Here is an 18,170-nt window from a genome sequence, read left to right as displayed (position 1 = left end):
TTGCTGCGCGACCTTGATCTGCGATCATAAATGGCGCGTGACCTCCGGTTCTTCAAGGGATCGGCGGCCTCGGCCGGACAAGGAACGAACATGACCTCGACAGCTCCCTGGACCACCCGCAAGCCGACCGCGCTCCTCGTCCTCGCCGACGGCACCGTCATTGAAGGCCACGGGATCGGCGCCACCGGCAAGGTCCAGGCCGAAGTCTGCTTCAACACGGCGCTGACCGGTTACGAGGAAATCCTGACCGACCCCTCCTATCTCGGCCAGATCGTCACCTTCACCTTCCCCCATATCGGCAATGTCGGCACCAATGACGAGGACATCGAGGACCTGACGCCGGCGGCACGCCACGGCGCGGTCGGCGTGATCTTCAAGGCCGACATCACCGACCCGTCGAACTACCGCGCGGTCAAGCATCTCGACGCCTGGCTGAAGGCCCGCGGCATCATCGGCCTTTGCGGCGTCGATACCCGGGCGCTCACCGCCTGGATCCGCGAGCACGGCGCGCCGAATGCGGTCATCGCCCATGACCCGAATGGCGTCTTCGACATCGACGCGCTGAAGGCCGACGCCAAGGCCTGGAGCGGCCTCGTCGGCCTCGACCTCGCCAAGGTCGCCACCTCCGGCCAGTCCTCGACATGGGACGAAAAGCCCTGGGTGTGGAACGAAGGCTATTCGACGCTCGGCCCGGCGGATGCCAGGTACCACGTCGTCTGCGTCGACTTCGGCGTGAAGCGCAACATCCTGCGCCTGTTTGCCGGCCTCGACTGCAAGGTAACCGTCGTTCCGGCGTCGACCAGCGCCGAGGACATCCTGGCTCTCAATCCGGACGGCATCTTCCTGTCGAACGGCCCGGGCGATCCGGCGGCAACCGGCGAATATGCCGTTCCGGTCATCCGGAACCTCATCAAGGCCGACAAGCCGCTGTTCGGCATCTGCCTCGGCCACCAGATGCTGGGCCTGGCGCTCGGCGGCAAGACCGAAAAGATGCACCAGGGCCACCATGGCGCCAACCATCCGGTCAAGGACTTCACCACCGGCAAGGTCGAGATCGTCTCGATGAACCACGGCTTCGCGGTCGATTCGAAGTCGCTGCCGGAAGGCGTTGAAGAGACTCACGTTTCCCTGTTCGACGGTTCGAATTGCGGCCTGCGCCTCGCCGGCAAGCCGGTCTTTTCGGTGCAGCACCACCCGGAAGCTTCGCCCGGCCCGCAGGACAGCCACTACCTCTTCCGCCGCTTCATCAACATGGTGCGCGAGACGAAGGGTGAGCCGGCGCTGGCAGAGCGCTGATCCGACTCTCACATTAGAAATCGAAGATGCGGCCCGGTCAGACCCGGGCCGTTTTCATTTCAAGGCGCACCTTGTGGAAGAAGCGCAGGCAGAGCAGCAGCGCCGCGCTCATCAGGCCGATCAGGAAGCCGAGCCAGATGCCGATGCCGCCGAGCCCGAGCGGAAAGGCCATGACCCATGCGAGGAAGAAGCCGATCGGCCAATAGGAGACCAGGGCCATCACCATCGGGATGCGGGCATCCTTCAAACCGCGCAAGAGGCCGCTGGCGATTGCCTGCAATCCGTCCACCAGCTGGAAAATGCCGGCGATCACGACGAGCGGCACGGCAAAGTCGAGCACGGCCGCGGCCTCCGGCGTGGTCGCGTTGATGAAGGCGCTGCTGAGCTTCCTCGGCATCAGGTAGAACAGAAGTCCGCCGGCAATGGCGATGGCGCTGGCGATCGCGAGCACGGCGTAGGCCGCCCGCATCAGGTCGAGGTAATCTCCTCGTCCGTGCGCCACACCGATCCTGACCGTTGCCGCCTGCGACAAGCCGAGCGGGATCATGAAGGCGATCGAGGCGAGCTGAAGCGCGATGCCGTGGGCTGCAAGCTCGATCGTACCGATCTTGCCCATCATCAGCGAGGCGGCGGTAAACAGGCTGACCTCCGCCAGAACCGTGATGCTGATCGGCAGGCCGAGATGCACCACTTCCCACAGAGCATGCCAGTCCGGCCGCCAGAAACGGACGAACAGCTCGTAGCGGCGCGTCTGTTCACGCGTCTCGATATAGGCGACCATGAACAGGAAACTCGCCCACTGCACGATCACAGCGACGATCGCGGCACCGATCATCCCGAGCCGCGGCAGGCCGAAATGGCCGAGCACCAGCGCATAGGCCAGCACCGCATTCATCAGAAGCACGGCGAGCGTGACGTAGAGGATGATCCCGGCCCGGCCGATCGCGCTGACCAGGGCCCGAAGCACGGCGAAGAGCAGGGCCGGCAAGAGGCCGAACTGCACGATTATCACATAGTCGGCAGCAAGCGCCGCGACCTCGGGTTTCTGACCGAGCATCAGGAGGATCGCCTCGGCATTGAAGAACAGCGGCGCGGTCAGAAGCGTGTAGCCGATCGACACCCACATGCCCATGCGGATCGCCCGGCGAACGGAAACGACGTCGCCTCGCCCAAAGGCCTGCGCCACCATCGGCACGACGGCGATGGAAAAACCCGACCCGAAGATGAAGATCGTAAAGAAGAACTGCCCCGACAGGACCATGGCCGCCAGCGACTGCGCGCCGAGCTGTCCGACGATGACCACGTCCGTGGTGTGGATGCCGAGCTGTGCGAGCTGCGCGCCGATCAACGGGATGCCGAGCGCAAGCGTCGCGCGAATGTGCGAGGCCCAGCTTTTGGCCTGACTGCCTGATCCAACGGGTGCAAAATGGCGAGACATGATACGATCCAAGACGAAAAAAGCCGCTTCCAGAGATTGCTGGCGAGCGGCGTGTAGACCCTGGATAGAAGAAAGCCGCCGCGGGAGCAAGCCGCAGCGGCTTAGTGCAGAAAATATCGTCGATCGATCACAAAGCCTTATGGAAGCTGAAAAAGCGCCTCAGATCGAGCCGGAAAACGTGTCGCAGGACGAGACTTCGCCACTTTCAAAGCCGCGCTTGAACCATTTCGCCCGCTGCGCCGAGGTACCGTGGTTGAAGCTGTCGGGCACGACATAGCCCTGGCTGCGCTTCTGCAGCGTGTCGTCGCCGATCTGGTGGGCGGCATTGAGCGCTTCTTCGAGGTCACCGGCCTCGAGCAGGCCCTTCTGCTCGGTATAGCTCGCCCAGATCCCGGCATAGCAATCGGCCTGCAATTCAACGCGCACCGACATCTGGTTTGCTTCGACTTCGCTCATCTGCTGGCGCAGCTGGTTGAACTTCGGAAGCACGCCCGTCAGGTTCTGCACGTGATGGCCGATCTCATGGGCAATGACATAGGCTTCGGCAAAGTCGCCTGACGCGCCGAACTGCTGCTGCAACTGCGTGAAGAATTCGGTGTCCAGGTAAACCTTGCGGTCGCCCGGGCAATAGAACGGCCCGGTCGCCGACGATGCAAAGCCGCAAGCAGAGTTGACCTGGCCGGAGAACAGCACCAGCGTCGGCTCTTGATAGGTCTGGCCTTCCGACTGGAAGATGCCGTTCCAGGTGTCCTCGGTCTCGGCAAGCACGGTGCGGACGAAGGCCGTCATCTCGTCGGCTGCGGGAGTGGTCGGACGCTCGCCAGTCGACTGCTCATAACCGGAAGGCGGCGCCGTGCCCTCGCCCAGCATCTGCAGCATGTCGATGCCCATCATCTTGAGCACGAAGTAGATGACCACGAGAAAAATGATCGTGCCAATGCTCAAACCGCCGCCTCGGCGGCCGCTACCCATCGGGATCTGGATGCCGGAACGGCCGAACGGATTGCGACCCAGGCCTCCCCGACCGACGGACGTGCCGCGCCGATCCTCGATATTGTCCGACTGACGCCGACCCTTCCATTCCATGATGCGGTTCCTCTCCGTCACATATGCCTGCGGCTTGAAACACTTCATAAAGCAAAGCGTTCCGACCGGCCATGGAAATTAGAGTCGGCCTCGCCGACAAGCCCACCCAAAGCTCAGCTCGTGGCGTAGTCATACGCCCCGCCGCGTTCCAGCGCGCGCCGGTATGCCGGCCGGGCGCGGATCGCCGCGAGATAGCGGCGGATCGCCGGCGCGGTCTGCTCTTTCGCCCCATCGATCCGCGACATGGCGGCCTCGACCGGAAAGCTCATGGCGATGTCGGCCGCGGAAAAGGCAGCACCGGCGAAGTATCCGTCCCGGCCGAGTTCGCTTTCCCAGAAGGCAACGTGATCCTTGAGTTGCGGATCGAGGAACTTGGCGCCCACACCCTTGGCGATCAGCGCAGCGACTGGCCGCAACAACAACGGCACCTGGCTCGGCAGCTTCGAGAAAATCAGCTTCATCACCAGCAGCGGCATGGCCGATCCCTCGGCATAGTGCAGGAAATAGGTGTAACGCAGCCGCTCGTCGGTTACCGCTGGCGGGCGCAGCGCATCCCCGCCATAGGTTTCGATCAGGTATTCGATGATCGCTCCGCTTTCCGCGATCACCTTGCCGTCAACTTCGATCACCGGCGACTTGCCGAGCGGATGGATGGCCTTGAGGCTTTCCGGCGCCCGCATGTCGCCTCCACGTCGATAGACATTGATGTCGTAAGGAATGCCGAGTTCCTCAAGCAACCAGAGGATGCGATGCGCGCGGGAATTCTCGAGATAGTGAACAATGATCATCGGCGGCTCCATGGGAAAGCCCGGCAATCACGCCGGGCGTCATGCAACCAATACGCTTTCGCCGCCCCGGTGGTTTCACGACCCGGGGGTTTCCACAGATCCAGCGGCCTTACACCGGTGGGCGTCGATCCCTCCAGGGCCGCGCCCGCTCCAGTTCGCCGGCAAGGCTGAACAGGGTCTCCTCGTCGGCAAACCGCCCGACGAAGTGCATGCCGATCGGCAGCCCCTCGGGCGACCAGTTGAGCGGTACCGACATGGCCGGCTGGCCGGTGACGTTGAACACCGGGGTCCAGGGGATGAATTCGAAGGTCTGCGCGGCGAGCTGGTCGGCAATGCCGAGCTTCTTCAGCAGCGACCCGCCATGAATATGCCCCATGAAGCGGATCAGCTTCTTCTCGAACGGTTTCGGCTGGAGCGCGCCGATCTTGACCGGCAGGCTGGAGAGAACCGGCGTCATCAGCACGTCGTGGGTCTCGAAGAAACCGAGCACCGATCGCGCCGAAAGCTTCAGGTAGCGAAGCGCCGCGGCCAGTTCGGCGGCGGAGAAAGCCTGGCCGAGCAAGCCGAGGCCGAAGGAGGACGCATCGAAATCCTCGGGCCGCACCCGAACACCGCTCAATGCGGCGATGAACTCGATGTCGGCGCGCAGTTCGGCGGCAAGGACGGTGAGGAAGGCGAGCGAGAACCGCTCGCGCTCGACCGGGGGAGCCGCCTCCACCACCTCGTGCCCCAGTTCTTCAAGCAGGCGGACCGTCTCGGCGAAGGCCGCGCGAACCTCCGGGGCGACCGCCTTGCCGAGCATGGGCTCAGCGGACACCGCGATCCGCAGGCGTTTCGGCGCGCGCCCGACGGCCTCGAGCCACGATCCGCGAAACTCCGGCAGCGGATGCGGATTGCCGATGTCGGACCCATGGGTGGCGTCGAGCATGGCGGCGGAGTCGCGCACCGAGCGGGTCAGCACATGCTCGCCGGCAAAGCCCGACCAGGCCTCGCCGATAAAGGGGCCGACAGGGGTTCTCCCTCGCGTCGGCTTCATCCCGAACAGGCCGCAGGCCGAGGCCGGGATGCGGATCGAGCCGCCGCCGTCGCCGCCGGATGCGAGCGGCACCATGCCCGAGGCAACCGCCGCCGCCGAACCGCCGGACGAACCGCCCGGCGTTCGCGTCACGTCCCAGGGATTGCGGGTCGGGCCAAAGGTCTCCGGCTCGGTATAGGGCGTCAGCCCGAACTCCGGCGTGTTGGTCTTGCCGAGAATGATCAGGCCGGCCCGCTTCCAGCGCGTCACCAATTCGTTGTCGCCGGAGGCCGGGATCTTGGCCCAGAGCCGGTTGCCCTGCGAGGTCGGAATGCCGTCGACCTGCGACAGCAGGTCCTTCAGCAGGAAGGGCACGCCTGCAAACGGTCCGTCGCCAATAGGCCCCGAAGCAGCGCGCCGCGCCTCGTCGAACATCGGCCGGATCACGGCATTGAGCGTTGGGTTCAGCCTTTCAATCGCAGCGATTGCGGTTTCGACAAGCTCGGGCGCACTGACCTCGCCGCGCCGCACGAGTCCGGCCAGAGCAAGGCCGTCAAATTCCCTGTAGTCTTCGAGCACGTCTTCCCCTTCGCTTGGCATTCCCCCGAGCGACAGTAGCATGGCGCCACCCCATGACAATGCGGCCGTCCGCAACAACGCTCACACCGGAGATCCGGCATTGCCGCGCCCCGGAAGATTCCTGTCGGATTCGTCAATTTCGGGGTTCCGCTTCGATCAACATTTCCCTATAAGCCGCTTCTAGCCTTCAAAGACCCTGTTTGCGCCCGGCCGGTGAAATCATCACCCTGGCCGGCTTTTCGCGCAGCCTGAAAAGCGGAATGTGACCATGCCCAAGCGCCAAGATATCAAGTCCATCCTCATCATCGGCGCGGGGCCGATCGTCATCGGCCAGGCTTGCGAATTCGACTATTCGGGCACGCAAGCCGTCAAGGCGTTGAAGGAGGAAGGCTACCGGGTCATCCTGGTCAATTCCAACCCCGCGACCATCATGACCGATCCGGGCCTGGCCGACGCAACTTACGTCGAACCGATCACTCCCGAAGTCGTCGCCAAGATCATCGCCAAGGAGCGTCCGGACGCGCTGCTCCCGACCATGGGCGGCCAGACGGCCCTCAACACTGCACTCTCCCTGAAACGTATGGGCGTACTCGACCGCTACAATGTCGAGATGATCGGCGCCAAGCCGGCGGCCATCGACAAGGCCGAGGACCGCGCGCTGTTCCGCGAGGCCATGGCCAAGATTGGCCTCGAAACCCCGAAGTCGATGCTGGCCAATGCCACCGACATCAAGGACGCCGACCGCAAGACCCACGAGGCAGCCCGCAACGACCTCAAGGCACGCCTGTCCGGCGCAGAGCTCGACAAGGCGCTCGACGAACTGGAGAACCAGTGGAACCTCGGAGAGAGCGACCGCAAGCAGCGCTACATGAGCCATGCCATGGCGATCGCCGCCCAGGCGCTCGACGTCGTCGGCCTTCCGGCGATCATCCGTCCGTCCTTCACCATGGGCGGCACCGGCGGCGGCATTGCCTACAACCGCTCGGAATTCTTCGAGATCATCGGCTCGGGCCTCGACGCCTCGCCGACCACCGAAGTGCTGATCGAGGAATCGGTGCTCGGCTGGAAGGAATATGAAATGGAGGTCGTCCGCGACAAGGCGGACAACTGCATCATCATCTGCTCGATCGAAAACATCGATCCGATGGGCGTCCACACGGGCGACTCGATCACGGTTGCGCCGGCGCTGACCTTGACCGACAAGGAATATCAGATGATGCGCAACGCCTCGATCGCGGTTCTGCGCGAGATTGGGGTGGAGACCGGCGGCTCGAACGTCCAGTTCGCCGTCAACCCGAAGGACGGCCGTCTCGTCGTCATCGAAATGAACCCGCGCGTGTCGCGCTCGTCCGCACTCGCATCGAAGGCCACCGGCTTCCCCATCGCCCGGGTCGCCGCCAAGCTCGCCGTCGGCTACACGCTCGACGAACTGGAAAACGATATCACCGGCGGCGCCACCCCGGCCTCGTTCGAACCGTCGATCGACTATGTCGTCACCAAGATCCCGCGTTTCGCCTTCGAGAAATTCCCCGGCGCCGAGCCGACGCTGACCACCGCGATGAAGTCGGTCGGTGAGGTCATGGCCATCGGCCGCACCTTTGCCGAGAGCCTGCAAAAGGCGCTGCGCGGGCTTGAGACCGGCCTGACCGGCCTCGACGAGATCGAGATCCCTGGCCTTGGCGAGAGCGACGACAAGAACGCCATCCGCGCCGCGATCGGCACGCCGACGCCCGATCGCCTGCGCATGGTCGCCCAGGCGCTGCGCCTCGGCATGTCGCCGGAAGAGGTGCACGAGGGCTGCAAGATCGACCCGTGGTTCATCGCCCAGTTCAAGGCCATCATCGACATGGAGGCCCGCATCCGCGAGCACGGCCTGCCGGAAGACGCCGAGAACCTGCGCATGCTGAAAGCCATGGGCTTCTCCGACGCCCGCCTTGCCAGCCTCACCGGCAAGCGCCCGAAGGAAGTCGCCGAACTGCGCAACGCCTTGAATGTCCGCCCGGTGTTCAAGCGCATCGATACCTGCGCCGCCGAGTTCGCCTCGCCGACCGCCTATATGTATTCGACCTATGAAACGCCCTTCGTCGGCCAGCTTCGCTCGGAGGCTCAAGTCTCCGACCGGAAGAAAGTCGTGATCCTCGGTGGCGGTCCGAACCGCATCGGCCAGGGCATCGAGTTCGACTATTGCTGCTGCCATGCCGCGTTTGCCCTGAAGGACGCCGGCTTCGAAGCCATCATGGTCAATTGCAACCCGGAAACCGTCTCGACCGACTACGACACCTCGGATCGCCTTTATTTCGAGCCGCTGACGGCGGAAGACGTGATCGAGATCATGCGTGCCGAGCAGGAAAAGGGCGAACTGGTCGGTGTCATCGTCCAGTTCGGCGGCCAGACGCCGCTGAAGCTCGCCGAAGCACTGGAAAAGAACGGCATCCCGATCCTCGGCACCGCGCCGGACATGATCGACCTTGCCGAAGACCGCGACCGCTTCCAGAAACTTCTGATGAAGCTCGACCTCAACCAGCCGAACAACGGCATCGCCTATTCGGTCGAGCAGGCCCGCCTGGTCGCCTCCGAGATCGGCTTCCCGCTGGTCGTGCGCCCGTCCTACGTGCTCGGCGGCCGCGCCATGCAGATCATCCACGACGAGAGCATGTTGCAGAGCTACCTGCTCGACACGGTTCCGGGCCTGGTGCCGGAAGACATCAAGCAGCGCTACCCGAACGACAAGACCGGCCAGATCAATACCCTGCTCGGCAAGAACCCGCTGCTGTTCGACAGCTACCTGACCAATGCCATCGAAGTCGACGTCGATGCGCTGTGCGATGGCACCGACGTCTTCGTCTCGGGCATCATGGAACACATCGAGGAAGCCGGCATCCACTCGGGCGACTCGGCCTGCTCGCTGCCGTCCCGCTCTCTCTCCAAGGAAACCCTCGACGAACTGGAGCGCCAGACCAAGGCCATGGCCAAGGCGCTCAATGTCGGCGGCCTGATGAACGTGCAGTATGCCATCAAGGACGGGGTGATCTACGTTCTCGAAGTCAATCCGCGCGCCTCGCGCACCGTGCCCTTCGTCGCCAAGACCATCGGTGCGCCGATCGCCAAGATCGCCGCCCGCATCATGACCGGCGAAAAGCTCGATGCCGCGATTGCCGCCTATGGCGCCAAGCCCGACCCGCGCAACCTCAAGCACATCGCCGTCAAGGAAGCCGTCTTCCCGTTCGCCCGCTTCCCCGGCGTCGACACGCTGCTCGGACCGGAAATGCGCTCGACCGGGGAAGTCATCGGCCTCGACACCGATTTCGCCCTCGCCTTTGCCAAGAGCCAGCTCGGCGCCGGCGTCGAGCTGCCGCGTGACGGCACGGTCTTCGTCTCGGTCCGCGACGAGGACAAGGTCCGCGTCCTGCCCGCCATCAAGCTCCTGACCGAGATCGGCTTCAAGGTCATGGCGACCGGCGGCACCCAGCGCTTCCTCGCCGAACAGGGCATCGAGGCGATCAAGATCAACAAGGTTCTGGAAGGCCGCCCGCATATCGAGGACGCCATCCGCAACCGGCAGGTCCAGCTGGTGATCAACACGACGGACAGCAACAAGGCGATCTCGGATTCCAAGTCGCTGCGCCGCGCCGCCCTGATGCAGAAGGTGCCCTACTACACCACCATGGCCGGCGCACTCGCTGCCGCGGAAGCGATCCAGGCGCTGAAGAAGGGCCAACTCGAGGTTCGCCCGTTGCAGAGTTATTTCTGAGGGTAACCATGAACAAGCCGCTCCGCTTCACCGCCCATTCGCAGACGGTGATCCTGGAGCGGCAGCTCGATAGGGCCTGGATCGAACATACGGTCCGTGATCCGGACTGGCGGGAAACTGCCCCTTCCGGACCACCCACGGAAAGACGCTTTCGCCTCATCCCGGAATGCGCCGCCGGATTTTGCGGGTAATTTGCCTGGAAAGCGAAGAAGAATTCCGTATCATCACGGCATTCCTCGATCGAAAAGCACCAATATGATTGAGAAGACAGAAATCCTCAACGACCGCCTGTTCGGCGTCGATCCGGCAACCCTGTTCGACGCCTTTGCCGATCCGGCCAAGCTCGCCGCGTGGTGGGGTCCGGACGGCTTCACCAACGAGATCCATGAATTCGACCTCAAACCCGGCGGCCGTTGGGTGATCCTGATGAGAACCGAGGAAGGGGCGGAATTCCTCAACCATTCCACCTTCCAGGAGGTCGTAGCGCCCGAGCGCATCGTCTTCCTGCACCACGACCCGATCCATGTCTTCACGCTGGAAATGGATTTCCAGCCGGAGAATGGCGGCACGCGGCTGTCCTGGCGCATGCTGATGGAGCCGAACGAGGAGAATATCCAGTTCAAGCAGTTCATCGCCTACGCCAACGAGCAGAACTTCGACAGGCTGGAGAGGGTCCTGGGGCTGTCCATGGCTTCAAGCGGCTGATCGTCCCCACCGCCCTGCAAGTGGCGTCGCCGGCGATCATCGCGACTGGCCGCAGAGGTACCGAAGCGTTCCGGCGCTCAGGTTAACGACCGCAAAATCCACCTAAGATTGCAGAGACGGCATGCCCGTGATAGCCTTCGTCGGTCACGATGACGGGGCAGACATGGGCAAGAACATCGTTCTTCTGTTCGACGGAACCTCGAACGAGATCGCCGCCGACCGCACCAATATCCTGCGCCTGTTCGGCACGCTCAGGCGCACCGACGAGCAGATCGTCTACTATGATCCCGGCGTGGGCACCTTCGGCGCGGACAACGCCTGGTCGCGCGGCTGGCGCAAGACGGTCGAGATCTGGGGCCTGGCCACCGGCTGGGGCATCGACGCCAACGTCAAGCAGGCCTATCGCTTCATCGTCGAGAACTACCAGGCCGCGCCGCGGGACAAGAAAGGCAAGAGGATCGGCGAGGACGACCGCCTCTATCTCTTCGGCTTCAGCCGCGGCGCCTACACGGCGCGGGTTCTCGCCGGCTTCATTCACAGCCTCGGCCTGATCCGTCCGGAGCAACTCAATCTGATCGACTATGCCTACCGCACCTACAAGGGCATTTCCGACCACAAGGCGTCCCCCGTCGACAGTTCCGGAAGTGGCGAGGACGAAGGACGATCCGCCTTTGCCGACATGCGCATCTATGAACGCACGTTGAAAGGCCATCGTCCAGCGATCGAACTGCTCGGCCTGTTCGACACCGTCGCCTCGGTCATCGAATCCGGCAAGATCGGCCTGACGCTGAAGACCCATCCCTTCACCCACCGCAATCCGAGCGTCCGGGCCGTCCGCCATGCCGTGGCAATCGACGAGCGGCGCACCATGTTCCGGCCGGAGCCCTGGACGCCGGACCAGCCGTTCTGGGGCAGCCCGTTCCCGCCGCAGGACCGGCCGGTGGTGCCGCAGGACGTAAAGGAAGTCTGGTTCACCGGCGTGCACGGTGATGTCGGCGGCGGGTCACCGGAACAGGAAAGCGCCCTGATCAAGGTGCCGCTGGCCTGGATGATCGAGGAGACGAAGCCCATGGGGCTCGATTATTCGACCCGCACGGTCAACGAGATCGTTCTCGGCAAGAATGACAAGAAGACCTACGTCAAACCGGATGCGATGGCGCAGCCGCAGGATTCGATGAACCTCGCCTGGCGCGCAGTCGAAATGCTGCCACGCCGCGTTCCCTCCTCCTCGTGGCGTCGCGGCGGAAAGGGCGGCGGGATCTATCTACCGCTCTCCGATCCGCGATTCATCCCGCCGGAGGCCCTCATCCACCAGTCGGTGGTCGACCGACTGAACGGAGCGCCGGCCGGCGGCCCCTATCGCCCCGTAAATCTTCCCAGCCGGTACACGGTCGAACCTTGGGGATCGATTTTCAACGCACCGCTGGAACCCTCGACCGGGGGGCAGAATTAAATCTCTGGAAATTGCGACAAGCAATCTGCTATAGTTTCCAGATCGTTGATTTGAACTGGTTCCGGGGCGCCGCTTCGGGACCTGTTTTCTTTTATGTCCAGCGCCATGCGGGCATGAAATGCGAAGGAAGATGACATGGTTGAAAAGGTACCGATGACTCAGAGCGGCTTTGTCAAGCTGAACGAGGAACTGCGTTGGCGCCAGCAAGAAGAACGGCCCCGCATCATCGAGGCGATCGCCGAAGCGCGCGCCCATGGCGACCTTTCCGAAAACGCCGAGTATCACGCCGCCAAGGAAGCCCAGAGCCATAACGAGGGCCGGATCGGCGAACTGGAGGATCTGATCGCCCGCGCCGAGGTCATCGACCTGTCGAAGATGTCCGGCTCCACGATCAAGTTCGGCGCGACCGTCAAGCTCATCGACGAGGACACCGAGGAGCAGAAGACCTACCAGATCGTCGGCGACCAGGAAGCCGACGTCAAGCAGGGTCGCATCTCCATCTCCTCGCCCATCGCCCGCGCCCTGATCGGCAAGGAAGTCGGCGACAATATCGAGGTCGTCGCCCCCGGCGGCTCCAAGGCCTACGAGATCCTCGCGGTCAACTGGGGCTGATTTGGCCCGGAAGGCTCTGGCCCTTGCCTCCCCTTGACGACATCACGGTTATCGCGCCGCATTTCAAGCGGCGCCTTTCCGGCGTGACCTCGACCGTCGTTCAGCTCATTCCCGAGCAAAGACGGCTGGGGCGCGGCATCGTCACGCTCGGCCCCGGCCTTCCCGACGATCTGCCGAAAATGACGTGGAGCCAGCTGCCGGCGCTGTGGCGTCGGCCGAGGTCTGCGGCAAATCGCGTCTGGCATGCCCGCCGCAACAACGAGATGCTGGCGGGCATCCTGTTGCGCGACGTCTTGCGCATGCCGCTGAAGCTGTTGTTCACCTCGGCGGCGCAGCGGCATCACACCGGCTACACCCGCTGGCTGATTTCGAGGATGGATGCGGTGGTCGCCACCAGCGCCCGCTCCGGCTCCTTCCTCAAGGTGGCGCATACCGTGATCCGTCACGGCATCGACATCGACCGTTTTCATCCGGGAGAAAGTGCCGACGACGCCATCGCCGCGACCGGTCTGCCGGGCAAGTATCTGGTCGGCTGCTTCGGCCGGGTCCGCCACCAGAAGGGCACCGACCTCTTTGTCCGAGCCATGATCGATCTTCTGCCCCGCTATCCGGACTGGACCGCGGTAATCAGCGGCCGGATCACCGCAGAGAACCAGGGTTTCGCCGACCAGCTGAAGGCCGACATCGCGCTCGCCGGATTGTCGTCGCGCATCGTCTTTCTCGGCGAGGTGGACGATATCAGGCCCTGGTATCGCCGGCTGACCCTCTATGTCGCGCCCTCGCGCAATGAAGGCTTCGGCCTGACCCCGCTGGAAGCCATGGCGTCGGCCACGGCTTGCGTCGCCAGCGATGCCGGCGCCTATGCGGAGTTGATCGTCGAGGATATCACCGGCAAGGTCGTGCCCGCCGGCGACTATGCGCGCCTGCGCGACGCGATCGCTGGCTATCTCGCAAATCCGGCCGAGGCAATCGAAGCCGGAAGCCGCGGGCGCACCCATGTGGTGGAGAATTTTGCCTTGGTGCGGGAGGCGTCGGCTCTCGAGACGGTCTATAACGGGCTTCTCGACGACAAATGACGGACAGGGCCATGGGCGACAGGGATTTCATCGTTTGCCGCACCAGCCACATGCGCGGCTTCGTGTCGAGCTTTCAAGGCCGCGTCGCCGCCCTGCCCTCCGACCTGAGGAGCGCGGCGAAGGCGGTCCTGCGTCGGGATGGCGTTGCGGGTCTGCTGAGAACCGTTTCCGGCGACAGCGACCCGGTGATCGCCGATCTGGCCGAGCGCAACCTAAAACGCCGGCAGATCCGCTTTCGCGCCGTCTTCTCCAACCCACTGGTCGCCTTTTTCTATCGCCGGGCAACCCGCATCCAGTGCCGGCTCGTCGCCGCGGCCTTTGCAGGCTGGCTCGATGAGAACCCGAAGGCAACAATCGTCGTGTTCAACGGCTATCTGATGCCGGATTCGATCCTCGCCGCCGTGGCGACACGGCGGAAACGCCAGATGGTCTTCCTCGAAAAGGGCTTCTTTCCCGCCACGCTGCAATGCGATCCGCACGGCATCAACCATCAGAGCACCCTGCCGCGCGATGCCGACTTCTATCGTGCCTTCGACCCCGCCGAACTGGGCGAAAAGCCCGCCGCATTGGTCAAACGCCAGTCGAAATTGAAGGACGACGGCCCGGCCACCCTGCCCGACCGCTATGTCTTCGTTCCCTTCCAGGTGCCGAGCGACATGCAGATCCTGGCGCTATCGCCATGGATCCGCGACATGCGCCACCTCTATGACGAAATCTTCCGGCTCGCCGACGCGGAAGGCCAGAGCCATTTCGTCATCAAGGAACATCCGAGCTTTCCGCTGTCGATCCGCGCCGAAGTGAAGCCCCATCCGCGCATCCATTTCGCCAACCACCACGATACCCAGACGCTGATCGAAGGCTCCGATGCGGTGATCACCGTCAATTCCACGGTCGGCCTCGAATCGGTGCTGCTGGAGAAGAAGGTCATCACCCTTGGGCTTGCCCCCTATGACATCGAGGGATTGGTGCTGGAGGCCGGCAATGCCGCCGAACTCTTGGCAGCGTTTCGCGCGCTCGACACCTGGTCGCCGGACGCGGCCTTGCGCGAACGGGTCATTCGCTACATCCAGAACGTCTTCCTGCTCAAGGGTGAGCTGAAGAACCCCGATCCCCGCCTGCCGGACATGATCGTCGCCCGCCTTGCCGGCACGGATCGGCACGGTCAGGCGGTCGCGGCCTTCGCTGCGGCGAAGCGCGGATCATAAGGAAAGCCCGCACCGATCAGCGCGGAGACCGGCGAAAAATTCAGGAGCTCGATATTGTGCTCGGCGCAAACACGGCGCGCGAGGACGAAATGAGCGACGATGCGCCCGGCCGCCCCGACGATCCCCGAACCTGCCGTATCGCCGGCGGTTTCGTAGAAGCGCGGCTCGCCGGCATTGGTGATGTCGATGCCGAACAGGCCGATGATCCTTGGCCGGCAATAGGCGGCGAACTGAACGGCCGAAACGGCAACCGAGCCCCCCTGAAACACGCCCCGCGACGGATCGCGCGAGAAACCGGCGCCCCGACCATCGACCACCGCAAAGTCGAGTGCCCCGAGCTCCCTGTCCGAACGCCGCCGCAGCCGGTAGGGCTTGCGCAGATCGTCGATCAGCACCACGCTCTTGTCGGCGAGCCAGGTCCGGTCGTTCTCGCAAATCGCCCGAATCACGCCGACCGAGAAAAGGCAAAGGGTCCCGGCACCGATCCTGTCCCGCATCAATGGGAAATGGCGCCAGACGAAGCGCTCGTCCTCGACGGCGATCGCCAGTGGCGCGGCAATCGCCTCGCCCATCAGGCTGATGGCGCCGTTGAGCAGGATGGCCTCCCTTGGTCCAACCTTTGAGAAGTCGATGCCGGCAATCGAGGGCCCCGAGCCGACGATATGGACGACCTCATGGGCGGCTGCGCGCAACACCTCGACGTGAGAGAGACCGCCAACAGGCTGCCCCTTGTAGAGAATGCTCCCCATGTCCTGCGGGCTCTTCGGCTGGTGCAAGACGAGACCCGGCAGCCAGTTCTGCGCATGCGCGAAGCCTTTGCCGAGAAAGATCGTTGCCGCGAGCTTGACGATGGATCGCTTGAGCGGGCGCTCCGATTTCAGTTTCAACACCATTCTCCTGCATCCCGCCCGACCGGAATGTCCCGGCCTTCGCGCCGCCATGGCGCTTGATTGTCCCTCGGCTCTCGGCCTAAATGCCTCACAATTCAAGCATGGCCCGGCAGAACCGGCCGTTTCGGCATACGCGAAAGATCGATCCCTTGCCACTCAAAGCCGTCATATTGAACGATACCCGTGGCGACAATCACTTCGGCTGCATGCGCGTCATGCGCGTCATTGAAGACAGCCTCAGGTCAAGGGGAATCGATATTGCCGCCACCAGCCTGGTGCGGAACGACTGGACACGGGACGCCGACTTTCTTGCGGCGATGAGCCGGGCCGATCTCATTGTCATCAATGGCGAAGGCACGCTTCACCATGGCAGCAGGCAGGGATCGAAACTGCTTGATGTGGCTGACCATCCGGCGCGCGGCAAGACACCGGTGGCGCTGATCAATGCCGTCTACCAGGACAATCCGTCCGCATGGAATGCGCGCCTGTCCCTGATCGACCTGATCTCGACACGCGATTCGTGGAGTGGCGCCGAAGTCGAGAAGGCGATCGGCCGCAAGGTCGGCTTCGTGCCGGACCTGTCACTGGCCGAAGGAGCGGTAACGACGCATTCTACCCGCCCGCGCGACCGCCTGCTGATCGGCGATTCGGTCAATCGCGATATCGGCCGGCAACTGCTGGCCCTTGCCGACGGGCGCAGCGACGCGCGCTATCTGCCGATCCTGACCTCGATCAAGCCACCCAAGCCGCATTATCCGGCACCTTTGCGCGCGCTCCGTCAGGCCTATATCGATCTTCACGCCCGGGCCTTCGGACTGCGGCACGGTCATACCGAATTCAATCGTTCGGAAGCCGGTTTTCTGGCAAGCCTCCAGACCGGCTACCTGCACCTGACCGGGCGTTTCCACGCCGTGTGTCTTTGCCTGGCAACCGGAACGCCCTTTCTTGCGCTGGAATCGAACTCCTGGAAAATCGCCGCCCTGCTCAACGATTTCGGTCTCGGCAGCGAGCGTATCGTCACCCTCGACGAGGCGAGACGGCGCATCGAGGCGCAACAGCGCTTCGACTTCACGACGCAGGAACGCGAAATCATCGCGGCCGGCCTGGCGGCCGCCCGAGAAGGCGCCCATGACCTCTTCGACCGTCTGCTGGCACTGGCACGGTCCCATCAGGCCGGAGCCGGAACGCGATGAACAATGCCTATGCCCGGATCGTCGACATTCTCGCCCGCGCGCTCGGGGCATCCAGCCTATCGCTTCACGGTGAAGGAATTGCCGCCCGGCAAATCGCCGACCTGCCGATCGCCTCCGCCCCGCCTGCGGCAGCACCAGTGGAGCCCCCCCTCCTCATATCCGTCAACGAACTGGAGAAGACCGACCCGGCCGCTCTCGATGCCCTGATCGAGATCCGCAAGGCCGGCGCGACGCACCATCTCTTCGTCGTCTCGACCATATTCTCGCTGTCGCTCGATGACGCCGGCGTCAACGTCAATCGCACGATTGAACGCCCGGAATGGTGGCGCAATCAGTTGGCCCGGCATTTCCCCGCGGTCACGCAACTGCCGGAAGTCGAGCCGCACGAGGTAATCTTCCTCAGTTGGGCACCCGAACCGGCGGTCAGCCGACGGCTGGACAAGGCGTTGAAGCGGATGAAGCTCGCAAGCCGAATCCGCGCCCTGCCCGGCCGGTTGCTGCAGCCATTGCGGGTCAAGCGTGCCCGCTTCATGTCCGAGCGCCTGCTGTCGCATCTGCTCGATGGCAAGTCTGTCGCGCTGGTCGGAAACGCGGTCAGCCTGCGCGACAAGGATCATGGTGCGGCAATCGACGCCAGTGACATCGTCATCCGCTGCAATCGCGCGCCGATCATCACCACCCGCTCGCACGGAACCCGCACCGACTGGATCGCCACCAGCATCGACATTCCGCGAGAGGTCGCCGACATCCGCAAAGCCTCGGTCATCCTGTGGATGTCGCCGAAACTCAAGCGCCTGCCGTCCTGGCTGTTTGGCTGGCCGCAGGTCTTCATGAACCCCAAGGAGGCCAACCAGCAACTGGCCGGCCGGCTCGGCAGCCGTCCCTCGACCGGGGCCATGGTGATCGATCTTCTGTCGCGGTCCAACTGCCGCAGCGTCGAGCTCTACGGCTTCGACTTCTTCAACGGACTATCCCTTTCGGGCGTCCATACGCGCGAGACGACCCCGCACGACTTCGGCGCGGAAGAAGTCTGGGTCCGGCAACTGCTCGAAATGGACAGCCGTTTTTCATTGCGGCTCTGAC

At 63.7% G+C, this 18,170-nt stretch carries 14 protein-coding genes; 9 read left to right on the top strand and 5 right to left on the bottom strand.

Annotated elements, in window-relative coordinates; all coding sequences use genetic code 11:
- Nucleotides 1–90 precede the first annotated feature (90 nt).
- Nucleotides 91–1,296 (top strand): glutamine-hydrolyzing carbamoyl-phosphate synthase small subunit, encoded by a 1,206-nt coding sequence (gene carA, locus RHIZ70P_RS17050; RefSeq protein ID WP_115671686.1) that lies wholly within the window; start codon nt 91–93, stop codon nt 1,294–1,296.
- A gap of 37 nt (nt 1,297–1,333) precedes the next feature.
- Here the strand turns inward: carA and RHIZ70P_RS17045 are convergent, their stop codons facing one another.
- From RHIZ70P_RS17045 to RHIZ70P_RS17030, 4 genes are all read right to left on the bottom strand, one after another.
- Nucleotides 1,334–2,734 carry an MATE family efflux transporter gene (locus RHIZ70P_RS17045; RefSeq protein WP_115671685.1) on the bottom strand — a complete coding sequence of 467 codons (1,401 nt, stop codon included), beginning with the start codon at nt 2,732–2,734 and terminating at the stop codon, nt 1,334–1,336.
- 159 nt (nt 2,735–2,893) lie between these two features.
- The gene (locus RHIZ70P_RS17040) at nt 2,894–3,820 is read right to left on the bottom strand and encodes a neutral zinc metallopeptidase (protein ID WP_115671684.1); all 927 of its coding nucleotides are present in this window, start codon (nt 3,818–3,820) and stop codon (nt 2,894–2,896) included.
- Nucleotides 3,821–3,933: 113 nt separating this feature from the next.
- Nucleotides 3,934–4,608, bottom strand: coding sequence for a glutathione S-transferase family protein (locus RHIZ70P_RS17035; protein WP_115671683.1), 675 nt, complete (start codon nt 4,606–4,608; stop codon nt 3,934–3,936).
- Nucleotides 4,609–4,717: 109 nt separating this feature from the next.
- Nucleotides 4,718–6,244 (bottom strand): amidase, encoded by a 1,527-nt coding sequence (locus tag RHIZ70P_RS17030; protein ID WP_235842257.1) that lies wholly within the window; start codon nt 6,242–6,244, stop codon nt 4,718–4,720.
- A 226-nt stretch (nt 6,245–6,470) separates the two neighbouring features.
- On the opposite strand from RHIZ70P_RS17030, the gene carB reads away from it, so the two are divergent.
- The 6 genes from carB (at nt 6,471) to RHIZ70P_RS16995 (ending at nt 15,004) form a co-directional block, all read left to right on the top strand.
- Nucleotides 6,471–9,953: a carbamoyl-phosphate synthase large subunit gene (gene carB, locus RHIZ70P_RS17025; RefSeq protein WP_115671681.1), complete on the top strand. Its 3,483-nt coding sequence runs from the start codon at nt 6,471–6,473 to the stop codon at nt 9,951–9,953.
- A 255-nt stretch (nt 9,954–10,208) separates the two neighbouring features.
- Nucleotides 10,209–10,658, top strand: coding sequence for an SRPBCC domain-containing protein (locus RHIZ70P_RS17015; RefSeq protein ID WP_115671679.1), 450 nt, complete (start codon nt 10,209–10,211; stop codon nt 10,656–10,658).
- A 121-nt stretch (nt 10,659–10,779) separates the two neighbouring features.
- Entirely contained in the window at nt 10,780–12,111 is a 1,332-nt protein-coding gene (locus RHIZ70P_RS17010) for a T6SS phospholipase effector Tle1-like catalytic domain-containing protein (protein WP_328588190.1), read from the top strand.
- A gap of 135 nt (nt 12,112–12,246) precedes the next feature.
- Entirely contained in the window at nt 12,247–12,723 is a 477-nt protein-coding gene (gene greA, locus RHIZ70P_RS17005; RefSeq protein ID WP_115671677.1) for a transcription elongation factor GreA, read from the top strand.
- 23 nt (nt 12,724–12,746) lie between these two features.
- Nucleotides 12,747–13,799 (top strand): glycosyltransferase family 4 protein, encoded by a 1,053-nt coding sequence (locus RHIZ70P_RS17000; protein ID WP_115671676.1) that lies wholly within the window; start codon nt 12,747–12,749, stop codon nt 13,797–13,799.
- Between the two features lie 11 nt (nt 13,800–13,810).
- On the top strand, nt 13,811–15,004 hold the full coding sequence (locus tag RHIZ70P_RS16995) for a nitrogen fixation protein FixF (RefSeq protein WP_181904052.1): 1,194 nt from the start codon (nt 13,811–13,813) through the stop codon (nt 15,002–15,004).
- Here the strand turns inward: RHIZ70P_RS16995 and RHIZ70P_RS16990 are convergent.
- Nucleotides 14,962–15,885, bottom strand: coding sequence for a glycosyl transferase (locus RHIZ70P_RS16990; RefSeq protein ID WP_115671718.1), 924 nt, complete (start codon nt 15,883–15,885; stop codon nt 14,962–14,964). The two genes, RHIZ70P_RS16995 and RHIZ70P_RS16990, sit on opposite strands and share 43 nt — an antisense overlap.
- Before the next feature lie 158 nt (nt 15,886–16,043).
- Between RHIZ70P_RS16990 and RHIZ70P_RS16985 the strand changes: the two genes are divergently transcribed.
- Together RHIZ70P_RS16985 and RHIZ70P_RS16980 are read left to right on the top strand one after the other, a co-directional pair.
- Nucleotides 16,044–17,087, top strand: a complete 1,044-nt coding sequence (locus RHIZ70P_RS16985; RefSeq protein ID WP_181904050.1) for a polysaccharide pyruvyl transferase family protein — start codon at nt 16,044–16,046, stop codon at nt 17,085–17,087.
- On the top strand, nt 17,084–18,169 hold the full coding sequence (locus RHIZ70P_RS16980; protein WP_115671673.1) for a glycosyltransferase family 29 protein: 1,086 nt from the start codon (nt 17,084–17,086) through the stop codon (nt 18,167–18,169). Before RHIZ70P_RS16985 ends, RHIZ70P_RS16980 begins: the two co-directional genes overlap by 4 nt.
- The last annotated feature ends 1 nt before the right edge of the window (nt 18,170 follow it).

Source organism: Paenirhizobium selenitireducens ATCC BAA-1503 (assembly GCF_900492185.1).
Taxonomy (GTDB): domain Bacteria; phylum Pseudomonadota; class Alphaproteobacteria; order Rhizobiales; family Rhizobiaceae; genus Allorhizobium; species Allorhizobium selenitireducens_A.
Note: the sequence above shows the minus strand (reverse complement) of the source record. Positions and strands in the feature narration are given on the sequence as shown.

Coding starts and splice junctions, on each gene's coding strand:
- carA (WP_115671686.1), top strand. CDS start 91: ATGACCTCGACAGCTCCCTGGACCACCCGCAAGCCGACCGCGCTCCTC.
- RHIZ70P_RS17045 (WP_115671685.1), bottom strand. CDS start 2,734: ATGTCTCGCCATTTTGCACCCGTTGGATCAGGCAGTCAGGCCAAAAGC.
- RHIZ70P_RS17040 (WP_115671684.1), bottom strand. CDS start 3,820: ATGGAATGGAAGGGTCGGCGTCAGTCGGACAATATCGAGGATCGGCGC.
- RHIZ70P_RS17035 (WP_115671683.1), bottom strand. CDS start 4,608: ATGATCATTGTTCACTATCTCGAGAATTCCCGCGCGCATCGCATCCTC.
- RHIZ70P_RS17030 (WP_235842257.1), bottom strand. CDS start 6,244: ATGCTACTGTCGCTCGGGGGAATGCCAAGCGAAGGGGAAGACGTGCTC.
- carB (WP_115671681.1), top strand. CDS start 6,471: ATGCCCAAGCGCCAAGATATCAAGTCCATCCTCATCATCGGCGCGGGG.
- RHIZ70P_RS17015 (WP_115671679.1), top strand. CDS start 10,209: ATGATTGAGAAGACAGAAATCCTCAACGACCGCCTGTTCGGCGTCGAT.
- RHIZ70P_RS17010 (WP_328588190.1), top strand. CDS start 10,780: ATGCCCGTGATAGCCTTCGTCGGTCACGATGACGGGGCAGACATGGGC.
- greA (WP_115671677.1), top strand. CDS start 12,247: ATGGTTGAAAAGGTACCGATGACTCAGAGCGGCTTTGTCAAGCTGAAC.
- RHIZ70P_RS16995 (WP_181904052.1), top strand. CDS start 13,811: ATGGGCGACAGGGATTTCATCGTTTGCCGCACCAGCCACATGCGCGGC.
- RHIZ70P_RS16980 (WP_115671673.1), top strand. CDS start 17,084: ATGAACAATGCCTATGCCCGGATCGTCGACATTCTCGCCCGCGCGCTC.